Origin of the sequence: Nocardioides sp. SLBN-35 (assembly GCF_006715725.1) — a bacterium.
Classification (GTDB): domain Bacteria; phylum Actinomycetota; class Actinomycetes; order Propionibacteriales; family Nocardioidaceae; genus Nocardioides.
The window spans coordinates 315365-329234 of record NZ_VFNU01000001.1 but is presented as its reverse complement, the minus strand read 5'-3'; the positions used below and the strand labels follow the sequence as shown (position 1 = coordinate 329234).

11 protein-coding genes are annotated in these 13870 nt (G+C 73.1%); 8 read left to right on the top strand and 3 right to left on the bottom strand.

Going from position 1 to position 13870, the window contains the following annotated elements; translation table 11 throughout:
• Positions 1–12 precede the first annotated feature (12 nt).
• Complete coding sequence (locus FBY23_RS01580) at positions 13–1098, top strand: inositol-3-phosphate synthase (protein ID WP_141796541.1); 1086 nt, start codon at positions 13–15, stop codon at positions 1096–1098.
• Positions 1099–1388: 290 nt separating this feature from the next.
• On the opposite strand, the gene FBY23_RS01575 is transcribed toward FBY23_RS01580, so the two are convergent.
• Together FBY23_RS01575 and FBY23_RS01570 are read right to left on the bottom strand one after the other, a co-directional pair.
• Positions 1389–2357, bottom strand: a complete 969-nt coding sequence (locus tag FBY23_RS01575) for an endonuclease/exonuclease/phosphatase family protein (RefSeq protein WP_141796540.1) — start codon at positions 2355–2357, stop codon at positions 1389–1391.
• Positions 2358–2387: 30 nt separating this feature from the next.
• A complete protein-coding gene (locus tag FBY23_RS01570; protein ID WP_141796539.1) occupies positions 2388–2870 on the bottom strand; it encodes an SRPBCC family protein in 483 nt (160 codons plus the stop codon).
• A 140-nt stretch (positions 2871–3010) separates the two neighbouring features.
• Between FBY23_RS01570 and FBY23_RS01565 the strand changes: the two genes are divergently transcribed.
• Positions 3011–3781 (top strand): SDR family oxidoreductase, encoded by a 771-nt coding sequence (locus FBY23_RS01565; RefSeq protein ID WP_141796538.1) that lies wholly within the window; start codon positions 3011–3013, stop codon positions 3779–3781.
• A gap of 7 nt (positions 3782–3788) precedes the next feature.
• On the opposite strand, the gene FBY23_RS01560 is transcribed toward FBY23_RS01565, so the two are convergent.
• A complete protein-coding gene (locus tag FBY23_RS01560; RefSeq protein WP_174245172.1) occupies positions 3789–5270 on the bottom strand; it encodes a CCA tRNA nucleotidyltransferase in 1482 nt (493 codons plus the stop codon).
• A 51-nt stretch (positions 5271–5321) separates the two neighbouring features.
• On the opposite strand from FBY23_RS01560, the gene FBY23_RS01555 reads away from it, so the two are divergent.
• The 6 genes from FBY23_RS01555 (at position 5322) to trxB (ending at position 13841) form a co-directional block, all read left to right on the top strand.
• Positions 5322–7571: a DUF6049 family protein gene (locus tag FBY23_RS01555; RefSeq protein ID WP_141796537.1), complete on the top strand. Its 2250-nt coding sequence runs from the start codon at positions 5322–5324 to the stop codon at positions 7569–7571.
• Positions 7568–9259, top strand: a complete 1692-nt coding sequence (gene murJ / locus FBY23_RS01550) for a murein biosynthesis integral membrane protein MurJ (protein WP_260805681.1) — start codon at positions 7568–7570, stop codon at positions 9257–9259. Before FBY23_RS01555 ends, murJ begins: the two co-directional genes overlap by 4 nt.
• A gap of 70 nt (positions 9260–9329) precedes the next feature.
• On the top strand, positions 9330–11240 hold the full coding sequence (locus FBY23_RS01545) for a protein kinase family protein (RefSeq protein WP_141796536.1): 1911 nt from the start codon (positions 9330–9332) through the stop codon (positions 11238–11240).
• On the top strand, positions 11230–11928 hold the full coding sequence (gene sigM / locus FBY23_RS01540) for an RNA polymerase sigma factor SigM (RefSeq protein ID WP_260805680.1): 699 nt from the start codon (positions 11230–11232) through the stop codon (positions 11926–11928). The genes FBY23_RS01545 and sigM overlap by 11 nt, the downstream gene beginning before the upstream one ends.
• A gap of 43 nt (positions 11929–11971) precedes the next feature.
• Complete coding sequence (locus FBY23_RS01535; protein ID WP_141796535.1) at positions 11972–12763, top strand: hypothetical protein; 792 nt, start codon at positions 11972–11974, stop codon at positions 12761–12763.
• A gap of 94 nt (positions 12764–12857) precedes the next feature.
• Complete coding sequence (gene trxB / locus FBY23_RS01530; protein ID WP_141796534.1) at positions 12858–13841, top strand: thioredoxin-disulfide reductase; 984 nt, start codon at positions 12858–12860, stop codon at positions 13839–13841.
• The last annotated feature ends 29 nt before the right edge of the window (positions 13842–13870 follow it).

Sequence of the window (13870 nt, the reverse complement as noted above, 5' to 3'; positions counted from 1 at the left end):
GAAGGAAACCCCATGGGTTCGGTTCGAGTAGCGATCGCCGGCGTGGGCAACTGCGCCACGTCCCTCATCCAGGGCGTGCAGTACTACCGGGGCGCCGATGCCGCGAGCACCGTCCCGGGGCTCATGCACGTCCAGTTCGGCGACTACCACGTCGGCGACGTCGAGTTCGTCGCCGCGTTCGACGTCGACGACAAGAAGGTCGGCAAGGACCTGTCCGAGGCCATCAACGCCTCGGAGAACAACACCATCAAGATCAGCGACGTCCCCACCCTGGGTGTCGAGGTCCAGCGCGGCCCGACCCTGGACGGTCTCGGCAAGTACTACCGGATGACCATCGAGGAGTCCGCGGCCGAGCCGGTCGACGTCGTCCAGGCCCTCAAGGACGCCCAGGTCGACGTCCTCGTCTCCTACCTCCCGGTGGGCTCCGAGGAGGCCGACAAGTTCTACGCCCAGTGCGCGATCGACGCCGGCGTGGCCTTCGTCAACGCCCTGCCCGTCTTCATCGCCTCCGACCCGGTCTGGGCCAAGAAGTTCGAGGACGCCGGCGTCCCGATCGTCGGCGACGACATCAAGTCGCAGGTCGGCGCCACCATCACCCACCGCGTGATGGCGAAGCTGTTCGAGGACCGCGGCGTCGTGCTGGACCGCACCTACCAGCTCAACGTCGGCGGCAACATGGACTTCAAGAACATGCTCGAGCGCGAGCGCCTGGAGTCCAAGAAGATCTCCAAGACCCAGGCCGTCACGTCGAACCTCAACGGCCCGCTGGCCGGCGTCGGCGCCGACGACCGCAACGTCCACATCGGCCCGTCCGACTACGTCGCGTGGCTCGACGACCGCAAGTGGGCCTACGTGCGCCTCGAGGGTCGTGCCTTCGGTGACGTCCCGCTCAACCTCGAGTACAAGCTCGAGGTCTGGGACTCCCCGAACTCCGCCGGCATCATCATCGACGCCGTCCGTGCGGCCAAGATCGCCAAGGACCGTGGCGTCGGCGGCCCGATCATCCCCGCCTCGGCGTACCTCATGAAGAGCCCGCCGGTGCAGATCGAGGACACCGAGGGTCGCGCCCAGCTCGAGGCCTTCATCAAGGGCGTCTGACGCTCCCAGCTCCACCGGCTCCGGCCCGGCTCGCACCCGCGAGCCGGGCCGTTGCATTCCCGGTGGTCGAGGAGGTCGGGCCGCCGCGCCCCGGTGGTCGAGGAGGTCGCGCAGCGACCGTCACGAGACCCCTGGCCATGCTTCCGGGACTGTCCGCACGCAGTACCGGCAGCACCTCACCCGGTCTCGTGACGCGCCGCGACCTCGCTTGCTTCGCCGCGCGAGCTCGCCGGCGCTCCTCGACCTTCGGCCGCTGACCGCGGGTTCGTTCCTCACCCGCGGGCGGCCTCTCAGCAGGCGGGCGGCGGCTGCAGCTGCATCCGGGTCCACACGGCGCGGTGGTCGGACACGGTGGAGAAGAGGACCTCGGCCTGGACGGGGGTGAACCAGCCGTCGTGGAGGATGAAGTCGATCCGGCTGCCGGGGCGGTCGGCGGGAACGGTGGCGCCCTTGCCGGAGCCGACGGCCCAGGAGTCGCCGAGGCCGGAGCCCTTGAGGATGGCGATGGGGCGGGAGTCGGGACCGGTGTTGAGGTCGCCGCCGAACAGCTTGGGCAGCGGGTCGGCGGCCATCAGCTGGACGACGGTCTTCGCCTGCACCCGGCGGGCCTTGCGTCCGCGGTGGTCGAAGTGGCTGGCATAGACGCTGACAGGTACGCCGGCCACGTCGAGCTGGGCGTGGAGCAGTCCGCGCAGCTCCTTGCCGCCGGCCATCGGCAGGTGCGTGTTGGTGGCGGAGGTGATCGGGAACCGGGTCAGGATCGCGTTGCCGCGCGGGCCGGCGCCGGTGTTGCGCGAGTTGCCGCCGTACACGTGGTTCAGGCCGGTCCTGGTGCCGAGGACCGCGGCCTGGTCGAGGTTGCCGCTGACCGGGCGGCCCTTGTCGACCTCCTGGAGCAGGACCACGTCCGGCTTCCAGCCGCGGATCTCCTCGGCGATCCTGTCCAGCTCGACCCGGCCGTTGTGGGCGGTGCCGAAGTGGATGTTGAAGGTCATCACCGTCAGCTGTGCCGGCGCGGGGGTCGGGCAGGTCGGTGGGGCCGTCGGCGGTGGCGTCGGAGTCGGCGGCGGCGGCTCGGTCCGGGTGGGGGTCGCGCCCGAGGAGGGCGGCGGGGGCACCGTGGTGACCGGCTCGCCCGGACCGGCACCCGGCGGCGGCCGGGACGGTCCCTGCACCAGGAGCACGACCACGACGGCGACGAGGACCACCGCGGCAACCGCGACGGTGGCGACCTTCGTCGCCCGGCTGCCCTCGGTCACGCGCCTATGAGACCAGACCCGGGATCAGGCTCAGGCCTCGGCCTCGGCCTTGATCCGCTCCAGGGTCTGCCGGATGCCGCGGCGCAGCTCGTCGGTGAACGGCTTCTGGCCGCCGAGGACCAGCTTGGTCAGCGCCATCGACAGCCCGGAGATGCCGTCGGGGGTCTCGCGGCGCTCGGTGAGGCGGGTGCCGCCGTCGGCGGTCGGCGCGAGCTCGAAGGACCACACGGTCCGGTTCTCGCGGATCCGGAACGCGAAGTCGCCGGGCGTCGAGGCGGTCGGCGGCTGGAAGCGGATGACCTTGCCGCCGGTCGGCCAGCGCTTGATGCCCTGCTTGTTGAGGTTGCTGAAGACCGCGCCCTGCTTGACCACGCCGCCCTTGACGGTCGACTTCACGACCTGCGGGCTCCACTTGGACATCGCCGGGATGTCGGTCACGAGCGACCACACCTTCTCGGCGGGGGCGGAGATCTCGATCGAGTCCTCGAGCAGCTTCTCGTACGTGTCGGCCATGGCGGTGCCTTCCGTAGGAACAGGGCGGTCCCCGGCAAACTACCCGCAGGTAGCAGACCGGCGGTATGTGACGCCGCGCACACGATGCGACGTCCGATTGCCGCCAGACCCGGCCCGCCCGGTCCGAGCAGGCTGGACGCATGACGACAACGAACACGAAGCCCACGACGAACGAGAGGGTCGCCCTCGTCACCGGCGGCAACCGCGGACTCGGCCTCGCCACCGCCAGGCGCCTCGGACGCGAGGGCGTGACGGTGGTGATCGGCGCGCGTGACGAGACGCGAGCCCGGGCCGCGGTGCTCGGGCTGCGCGAGGCGGGGGTGTGGGCCAGTGCCGTGCCGCTGGACGTGGACGACGACGCGAGCGTGAAGGACGCGGCCGAGCGGATCCGTCGCGAGCACGGCCGGCTGGACATCCTGGTCAACAACGCCGGGATCCTGCCGGAGGCGACCGCGACCGACGCGGTCGATCCCCTCGACCCCGACCTCTTCTGGCGCACCTTCCGCACGAACGTGCTCGGCGCCGTCGCCGTCACGGCGGCCGTCCTCCCGCTGCTCCTGGAGTCCGATCGCGGCCGGGTCGTCAACGTGTCGAGCCGGATGGGCTCGCTGAGTGATCAGCTCGACCCCGCGTCGCCGTACCACTCCCTGGTGGTGCCGGCCTACCAGTCGTCGAAGGCGGCGCTCAACGGACTGACGATCGCCCTGGCCAAGAAGCTGGCGGGTACGACGGTCAAGGTGAACGCGGTGTGCCCCGGCTGGGTGCAGACCGACCTGGGCGGTCCCGACAACCGGGCGGCCGCGCCGACGCCCGCCGACGAGGCGGCCGAGGTCGTGGCGCGGGCGGCACTGATGGGCGAGGCCGGTCCGTCGGGCAGCTTCTTCGACGCCGACGGTCCGGTGCCCTGGTAGCGACCGGTCAGCCGCGGGCGGCCCACCAGTCCCGCAACGCGGCGGCGGCGTCCTCCTGTGACATCGGGCCGTTGTCGAGGCGAAGCTCGAGCAGGAACCTGTACGCCTCGCCGACCTCCCGGCCCGGCCCGATGCCGAGCAGCGTCATGATCTGGTTGCCGTCGAGGTCGGGCCGGATCGAGGCCAGCTCCTCCTCGGCGGAGAGACGGTCGATGCGGGCCTCCAGGTCGTCATAGGTACGACGCAGCCGGTCGGCCTTCTTCTTGTTGCGGGTCGTGCAGTCGGCGCGGGTGAGCACGTGCAGTCGCTCGAGCTGGGAGCCGGCGTCGCGGACGTAGCGGCGTACGGCCGAGTCGGTCCACTCGCCCGAGCCGTAGCCGTGGAACCGCAGGTGCAGCTCGACCAGGTCACCGACCGCGTCGATCTGCTCGTTGCTGAACTTGAGCGCCTTCATCCGCTTGCGGGTGAGCTTGGCGCCCACGACGTCGTGGTGGTGGAAGGTGACCACGCCGTCGTCCTGGAAGCGGCGGGTGCGCGGCTTGCCGACGTCGTGCATGAGCGCGGCGAAGCGGGACACGAAGTCGGGGCCCTCGGGGGCGCCGGCGCGCGCGGCCAGCCGCGGCTCGAGGTCGATCGCCTGCTCGAGCACGGTCAGGGTGTGCTCGTAGACGTCCTTGTGGCGGTGGTGCTCGTCGCGCTCCAGCTTGAGCGCGGGCAGCTCCGGCAGCACCCGCTCGGCGAGGCCGGTCTCGACGAGCAGCTCGAGGCCGAGCCGGGGGTGGGGCGCGCAGACCAGCTTCACCAGCTCGTCGCGCACCCGCTCGGCGGAGATGATCTCGATCCGGTCGGCCATCTCGGTCATCGCCCGCACCACGGCCGGGTCGACCGCGAAGCCGAGCTGGGCGGCGAACCGGGCGGCCCGCATCATCCGCAGCGGGTCGTCGGAGAAGGACTGCTCGGGGGTGCCGGGGGTGCGGATCACGCGGTGCGCGAGATCCATCACGCCGCCGTACGGGTCCTCCACCTCACGACCCGGCAGCCGGACCGCCATCGCGTTGACGGTGAAGTCGCGCCGGCCGAGGTCGCCGGCCAGGCTGTCGCCGTACTGCACCTCCGGCTTGCGGGAGTCGGGGTCGTAGGCCTCGGAGCGGTAGGTCGTCACCTCGACCACCCAGTCGCCCTTGCGGCAGCCGATGGTGCCGAAGTCGCGGCCCATGTCCCACCAGGCGTCGCCCCAGGCCTTGAGGATCCGGTCGGTCTGCTCGGGGCGCGCGGAGGTGGTGAAGTCGAGGTCGTTGGACCGGCGGCCGAGCATCGCGTCGCGCACGGGGCCGCCGACGAGCGCGAGCTCGTGGCCCCCGGCGGCGAAGAGCGCACCGAGCTCGTCGATCACCGGGGAGATCCGGTCGAGCTCGGCGGCGACCGCGGCCTGGACGTCGACCAGCCTCAGCGGGGCACTGGTCGGCGTCTGGTCGGGCGTGTCGGTCACGGGCGGAGAGTCTAGGCGGAGGCACTCAGGCGGCCCTACTACCCTCGGTCCGTGGTCCGCCGTCGTTCTCGCCTGCTCGCAGGTCTGGCGACCGCTCTCGCGCTGGGTGTCGCGCTGCCCGGTGTCGCGCTGCCCGCGCACGCGAGCCCGGACGCTGCGCCGAGGCACGCGGAGTACGACCCGCCGCTCGAGATCAGCATCGACGCGCTCACGCCCGGGCTGCTGCCCACCAGCGGCCCCCTCGTCGTCAGCGGCACGGTGACCAACGTCGACCTCGAGACCTGGCAGCGGATCAACCTCTACCCGATGTTCGGCTCGACCGCCCCGGCGATGACGACCGAGGAGGAGCTCAGCTCCGCGGTCGCCACCGACCCGGAGGCCGAGGTCGGCCAGCGCTACACCGACGACCTCGCGGTCCGCGCCGAGGTGGACTCGCTCGGGCCGGGGGAGAGCACCGACTACACGATCCGGATCCCCCAGCGGGTCCTGCGCCTGATGTTCGCGACACCCACCACCGGCGTCTACTGGTTCGGCGTGCACGCGCTCGGCGAGAACGCCGACGGGCGCGACAAGCTGGCCGACGGACGGGCCCGGACCTTCCTGCCGTACGTCGCCCCGGGCGCCGGCGAGCCCGTCGACACCGCCGTCGTGGTGCCCCTGCGCGGCCGGGTCGCGCACTCGGCCGACGGCGAGCTGGGTCGCACCTCGTGGTGGGAGGAGGCACTCGCGCCGGACGGCACGCTCGGCGGGCCGCTCGCGTTCGGTGCCGCCGGCAACACCCGGCCGGTGACCTGGCTGGTGGACCCCGCGCTGCCGGACGCGGTGAGCCAGCTCGCCGCCGGCAACCCGATCCGCGAGATCGCCCCGGTCGCCCCCGTCGACGAGCCGTCCGAGAGCGACAGCCCGTCGCCCAGCGAGTCGCAGAGCGACGACGCCGGCGAGGGCGGCGACGACGGGGCCGAGGTCGGCGGCGCGACCCTGGAGCCCGACAGCACGCTCGTGCGGGCCGCCCAGACCTGGCTCGACAAGGCCGGCTCCGTGCTGCCCGACGACACCGTCGCCCTGCTCCCGTACGGCGACCCCGACCTCGCCGCCGCGGCGCACGCCCTGCCGAGCCTCTACGACACCGCACGCAAGCACCCGTCGCCGACGCTGGCCGCCTGGGGCATCGAGGGCACCCCGGTCGTCGCGTCGCGCAACGGCTACCTCGACGCCGGCGCGATCGAGAACGTCGACGACGACGCGACCGTGCTGCTCGGCGAGCAGATGTTCGGCGCCGAGGACTATCCCGACGGCCCGCCCGTGGGCGGCCTGGTGGGCAGCCGGCCGGTCGTACCCACGAGCACCGCCACCGCCAAGGGCGGCCCGGGACCCGACCGGGCGCTGGCTCCGGTGGCGCTGCGCCAGCGACTGCTCAGCGAGGCGGCGATCCGCATGATCGCCGCCCACCGGGGACGGCCGGCCCCGATCGTCGACGTCCTCCCGTCCGGCATCGACGCGGCCGACGCCTCCGAGTTCTGGTCGCAGCTGGACCCGGCGCTCGTCTCGCTGGTGTCCCTGCCGACGATCACGCACACCAACGACCTGGCCGCGGGCGCCGACGGCGCCGGGCGCCAGATCGACCCCGACGACCTCACCTACCCCGAGGGCCAGGTCGCCGCGCAGCTCGACACCAGCGTGTTCAGCGAGGCCGGCGCCCTCATCCGCGCGGGACGCTCGCTGCAGAGCATCCTGGGCGAGGGCTACACGATCGGCGACACCGTCGTGGGCGAGGCGCTGGCCGGCACGTCGTACGCCATGCGCGACGACTCCGACGCCGCGCCGCGGCTGGGCCGCTCGCGCGACTGGGTGACCGGCCAGCTCGACATGGTGACCCTCGACGCGCCCCAGGGGGTCACGCTGTCGAGCAGCTCCGGCAGCTTCAACGTCGCCATCGCCAACACCCTCGACCACGCCGTGACCGTGCGGATCGAGGCGGCCACCGACTCCGAGGCCACCATCAGGGCCGCGAACCCGATCGTGCTGGCGGCCAACAGCCGCTCGTCGGTCCCGATCAGCGCCGACATGCACGGCACCGGCGTCCACAACGTCCGGCTCCGCCTCACCGACGCCGACGGTACGCCGATCGGTGCCGAGGACGAGCTGCCGATCCGTTCGGGTCAGGTCGGGGTGGTGATCTGGGCGATCATCGGCACGGGCGCCGGCATCCTCTTCGTCGCCATCGGCATCCGCCTGGTCCGCCGCTTCCGCTCGCGCGGCCAGGGCAGCGGCCCCGGCGAGCCCGGCGAGGTCACTGCGTGAGCGAGACCGACGACGCGGCCGGCGGGGAGCAGAGGAGGATCCTCGCCAACACCGCCGTGATGGCGGCCGGCACGATCGTGTCGCGGTTCAGCGGCTTCATCCGCTCGACCCTGCTCGCGGCCGCCCTCGGCATCTCGCTGCACGCCGACATCTTCACCGTGGCCAACACGGTGCCGAACATGCTCTACATCCTGCTCGCGGGCGGCGTCTTCAACGCGGTGCTGGTGCCGCAGCTGGTCCGGTCGATGAAGAACGACCCGGACGGCGGCGCGGCGTACGTCAACCGGGTGATGACCCTCGCCGCCTGCTTCCTGGGCCTGGTGACGGTGCTGCTCGTGGTCGCCGCGCCGCTGGTGATGCAGGTGCTGGTGCCGAGCTACAACGCGCCGCACCTCGCCGAGCAGCGGCAGTCGGCGATCGACTTCGCGCGCTACTGCCTGCCGCAGGTCTTCTTCTACGGCATGTTCGTGCTGGTCGGCCAGGTGCTCAACGCGCGCGGCCGGTTCGGCCCGATGATGTGGGCGCCGATCGCCAACAACATCATCTCGGTCGGGGTCCTGGTCGCCTACCTGGTCGCCTTCGGCCCGGCGACGCCCGCCGAGCAGCGCGGCGCGTTCACCCCCGGTCAGGAGGCCCTGCTCGGCATCGGCTCGACGGTCGGCATCGCCGCCCAGCTGCTCATCCTGGTGCCCTACCTGCGCGCGGCCGGGGTGCGGGTGCGACCGCGGTTCGACTGGCGCGGCGTCGGGCTCGGCCACACCCTGCACCTGGCGATCTGGACCGTGCTCTTCGTCGTCGTCAACCAGATCGCGTACGTCGTCGTGGTGCGCCTCGCCTCGGGCGGCACCGCCGCCGCCGAGGACGGCACCGGCATCACGATCTACTCGAACGTGATGCTCGTGACGATGGTCCCGCACTCGATCATCACCGTCTCCCTGGCGACCGCGATCCTGCCGCGGCTCTCGGCCGCGGCCGCCACCAGCGACATGGGCCGGCTCGCGACCACCCTCGGCGCGACGCTGCGCACGGCGCTGTCGGTCGTCGTACCGTTCGCGGCGCTGCTGCCCTCGATCGCGCTCCCGTTGGCCCAGGTCGTGTGGGGCCACGGGGCGACCGCGCCGTACGTGCACCGGTTCGAGTCGTCGATGGTGCTCTTCGGCTTCGCGGTCGTCGCGTTCACCGTGCACTACCTGGTCCTGCGCGGGTTCTACGCGCTCGAGCTCAACAGGCTGGTGTTCTTCGTGCAGTGCGCGATCGCGGCCACCAACATCGGCCTCGCGGTGCTGTTCGTCAGCCGGGTCGACCCGTGGGACACCTCCCCGATGCTGGTGCTGGCGTACGGCGGCGCGTACACCGTGGGCGCGACCCTCTCCTCGGTCGTGCTGCTGCGCACCCTGCGTCGCGGCGGCATGCCGCGCGGCGCGGTGTGGCACCGGCGCGGGTTCCTGCTGCGGCTGCTCGCCGCGAGCGTGGTCGTGTTCGTGGTCGGCCGGTTCCTCGACATCGTGGTCACCGACACCGTCGTCGAGCTGGTCGGGCCGGACCCGCACTGGCTGTGGGCGGCTCTGGAGGTGGCGATCGTCAGCGCCGGTGCCGGAGGCGTCCTGCTGGCCCTCGCGCGCCCGCTGGGCCTCGACGACGTGACGTCGGTCGCCGACACCGTCAGCAGGCGGCTGAGCCGCCGCTAGTTCCGGCGCCGGCCGGACTAAGGTGACCGCAGGGACCACGAGGGCGGATCGGCAGGGGGACGAGGTGGCGATGTCGACGCGGTCGGGCGATGTCCTCGCCGGCCGCTACCGGTTGATCGACCTGCTCAGCGAGAGCGGCGGGGGACGGTTCTGGCGTGCCCACGACCGGGTCCTGGAGCGGTTCGTCGCGCTGCACGTCATCGCCCAGGACGACCCCCGCGCCCACGAGCTGATCGAGGCGGCCCGCACGTCCGCCCAGGTCCTCGACCCGCGGATCCTGCGCGTGCTCGACGCCGAGGAGGAGGACGGGCGCTGCTTCGTGGTCAACGAGTGGGGGACCGGGATCTCGCTCGACATCCTGGTCACCCACGACGGGCCGCTGACGCCGCGCAACGCCGCCTGGCTGGTCGCCGACGTCGCCGACGCCCTCGCGCGGGCGCACGCCGCCGGCGTCACCCACGGCCGGCTCAACCCCGAGAACGTCCTCATCGACAGGTACGGCGCGGTGCGCATCATCGGGATGTGCGTCGACGCCGCCCTGCACGGCCTCTCGCCCGGCGACGTCCAGGGCGACCTCGAGGACCTCGGCGGCCTGCTGCACTGCGCGCTGACCGGCACCTGGCCGGGCCCGTCCGGCTCGATCGTGCCGGCCGCACCTCGCGAGAACGACACCACGCTCAGCCCCCGCCAGGTGGTGGCGGGCGTGCCGCAGCCGCTCGACGTGCTGTGGCGCGAGCTCGACCAGCGCAGCGGCGCACCCCGCTGGCGCCGGCGCAGCGCCGACCACCCCGACGTGTCCTCGGCCGCCGGCATCGCCGGCGAGCTGCTGGCCTTCGTCGGTGACCCGACCGGGGCACCCACCCGGCTGGCCCGCGCCATCCCGCCGATCAACGAGCTGCGCCCGGTGTGGCTGCCCGCCCTCGCCGACCCGCTGCCGCATGACGCCTCCCGCGACGACATCCCCGTCGTAGCGCCGGCCCCGGAGCCGGACCCCGAGCCCGACCCCGAGCCCGACCCGGAGCCTGAGCCCGAGCCGGACTCCGAGGACGAGCCGCCCATCCCCCTGGTGACCGAGCTGCCCACCGAGGCCGGGATGCCGGTCTTCGGCGACGACGAGGACGTCACCTGGCTGCGCACCCGCAGCACCCCGCCGCCCCCGCCCCCGCCCTTCGAGGACCTGCCGGAGCGACCGCTGTTCGCCCCCGACCCGCCGGGCGGCGGCCGGCGCCGGCTGCCCCCGGTGCCCTCCGAGCCCGAGCCCGGCGCACCGCCTCCGGGCGTCACACCCACCGGGTTCTGGCCGTGGGACACCGACACCGGTCCCGACGAGCACGACTCCACCGACAGCCTGGAGACCGTGCCCGGCCGCAGCTGGCTGCGGCTCGCCATGGCCGTCGCGCTCGCGGTGCTGCTGCTCGTGGCGGTGGCGATCGCGTTCAACCTCGGCCGCGGCCGCACCGCCCTCGGCGGCGACCCGAAGGACACTCCGAGCACCGCCGAGACCAGCGCGGGCCGGGCCGCGGCCATCGACGGGGTCCGAGTCAGTGCCTTCGACCCGCTCGGCACCGACGGCGACGAGAACGGCTCGCTGGCCGAGGCCGTGGTCGACGGCGACACGCAGACCGGCTGGCGCACCGACACCTACTTCGACCAGCTCGGCCCCACCGGCCTCAAGACGGGCGTCGGCCTGGTCCTCGACCTGGGACGGACCCGCACGGTGGCCTCGGTCGACGTACGCATGATCGACGAGGGCCTGATGAGCCCCGACCAGGTCGGCCTGTACGCCGTCGACGGCGCCACCGCACCCACCGAGGCACCCATCGGCAGCCCGCTGGCGACCGCGAAGGGCGGCGGCCGGTTGACCCTGTCGCCTGCGGCCTCGGTGAGGGCTCGCTACCTTGTCCTGTGGTGGACGGCCCTGCCGGAGGTCTCCGGTGGCTTCCGGGCCGAGGTCTCCGAGGTGGTGGTCCGTGGTGAGTGACGAGGTGCTGACCGATCACGAGCTGCTCGCTGCGCACGTCGCGGGCGACGCCACCGCCTTCGGCACCCTCGTCACCCGGCACCGCGACCGGCTGTGGGCCGTCGCGCTGCGCACCTGCGGCCACCCCGAGACCGCCGCGGACGCCCTGCAGGACGGCCTGGTCTCCGCGTTCCGCCGCGCCGGCACCTTCCGCGGCGACGCCGCCGTGACCACCTGGCTGCACCGCGTGGTGGTCAACGCCTGCCTGGACCGGCTGCGCGCCGAGAAGGTACGCCGAGCCGAGCCGCTCCCCGACGACCTCGACGACCTCGAGCCCGGCCGCCGGCACCGCGAGACCGCCGGGCACGCGACCGACCCGGCCGAGCACGGTGTCGTGGTCGAGCGCCGCGAGCGGGTCCTCGACGCGCTGCGGACCCTGCCCGAGGAGCAGCGGGCCGCGATCGTGCTGGTCGACATGGAGGGGTACCCCGTCGCCGAGGTGGCCCGGATCCTCGACTGCGCCGAGGGCACCGTCAAGAGCCGGTGCTCCCGCGGCCGGGCCCGGCTGGCAGTGCTGCTGGCCGACGTCCTCGAGCCCGCCGACGACGACACGGTCCCCCCGCCGCACGCCGCCGGGAACCCGACGGGCGCCCCGGACGTCGGATCGGTGACGCCCCGCGGACCACCCGCCGGGACCGCCGTCGACTGACCACCCACCCGTCCCTCCGCGACGCCCTGCCAGGAACCCCCACATGAACGACGCCCACCAGCCGCTGACCTCCGCCGAGGAGGACGCCGTCCGGCGCGCCCTCGCGGACGCGGGCGGCCCGGTGCCGATGCCGGCGGACGTCGCCGACCGGCTCGACGGCGTGATCGCCGACCTGGCCGCCGAGCGCACCTCCGGCACCCGCCCCCTCGGCGGGGTGCACGAGTCGCATCCCGAGGCAGTCGTCGTACCTCTCGACCCGGCCGCGCTGCGTCGCCGGCGCCGGGTCCGGGTGCTGTTCGCCGCGGCCGCGGCGGTCGCGGTGGTCGCCGTCGGCGTCGGGATCGTGTCCGACCACCAGTCCGGGGAGGACCTGTCCGCGGCCAGCGAGGCCGCCAAGGACGACTCGGCCCGCGGCACCGCCACCGGCGAGGCCGGCGGCACCGCCCTCAAGGAGGCGCCGGAGGCCGCGGCCGTCCCCAGCGGCACCACCGCCGACTCGAGCGGACCGCACGTCGAGGCACGCCGGGTGCCCACCGACGAACCGCTGCGCGAGGTCCGGATCGCCCACCTGCGCGAGGACCTGGTCGCCCTCCAGCACGTCACGCTGCCGCACCCCAGCAGCGCCGACTACTCCGGCGCCACCCTCGCGGCGCCTGACGGCTTCGTGTGCGACCCGGCCTCCTTCGGGCCCGGCCACCTCGTCGGCATCGAGTACGACGGCAAGCCGGCCGTCGTCGCCTTCCGCGCCCCGGTCGGCTCGACCCAGGTCGCCGAGGTGCTCGCCTGCGGCACCGGTGACGTGCTGCACTCCACCAGCCTCGCCGCGACCGGCTGACCCTCTGCTGGACCGGGACGGGCGCCCGGGAATCCGGCGGCCTACGATCTCGTTGTCGAAGTGTCCGTCGTACCAGATCCAGGTCGGGAGTCCCATGTCCGAGTCCGCCACGTCCGAGCCCCGCAACGTCATCGTCATCGGGTCCGGGCCGTCCGGCTACACCGCCGCGATCTACGCCGCGCGGGCCCAGCTGAACCCGCTGGTCTTCGAGGGCTCGGTCACCGCCGGCGGCGCGCTGATGAACACCACCGAGGTCGAGAACTTCCCGGGCTTCCGCGACGGCATCCAGGGCCCCGCCCTGATGGACGAGATGCGGGCCCAGGCCGAGCGCTTCGGGGCCGAGCTGGTCGCCGACGACGTGGTCGAGGTCGACCTCACCGGCGACATCAAGATCGTCAAGACCGCCACCGACACCTACACCGCCCGCGCGGTGATCCTGTCCACCGGCTCCGGCTACCGCAAGCTCGACCTCCCCAACGAGGAGCGGCTCTCCGGTCGCGGTGTCTCCTACTGCGCGACCTGCGACGGGTTCTTCTTCCGCGAGCAGCACATCGCGGTCGTCGGCGGTGGCGACTCCGCCGTCGAGGAGGCCACCTTCCTCACCCGCTTCGGCTCGAAGGTCTCCCTGATCGTGCGCCGCGACGAACTGCGCGCCTCGAAGATCATGCAGGAGCGTGCCTTCGCCGACCCCAAGCTCGAGATCGTGTGGAACTCCGTCGTCGAGTCCATCAACGGCGAGGACTCCCTGGAGTCCCTCACGCTCAAGGACACCGTCACCGGCGAGACCTCCGAGCTGCCCGCGACCGGCCTGTTCATCGCGATCGGCCACGAGCCGCGCTCCGAGCTGCTGGTGGGTCAGGTCGACCTCGACGACAACGGCTACGTCCTGGTCCAGCCGGGCTCGACGGCCACCAACATCCGCGGCGTCTTCGCCGCCGGTGACCTGGTCGACCACACCTACCGCCAGGCGATCACCGCCGCCGGCACCGGCTGCGCCGCCGCCCTCGACGCGGAGCGCTTCATCGCCGAGCTCGACCACGCCGCCGCGACCGCCGGGAATGTCCCGGCCGGCGCGTAGGTTCAACTACACAGACTTCACGTTCACCA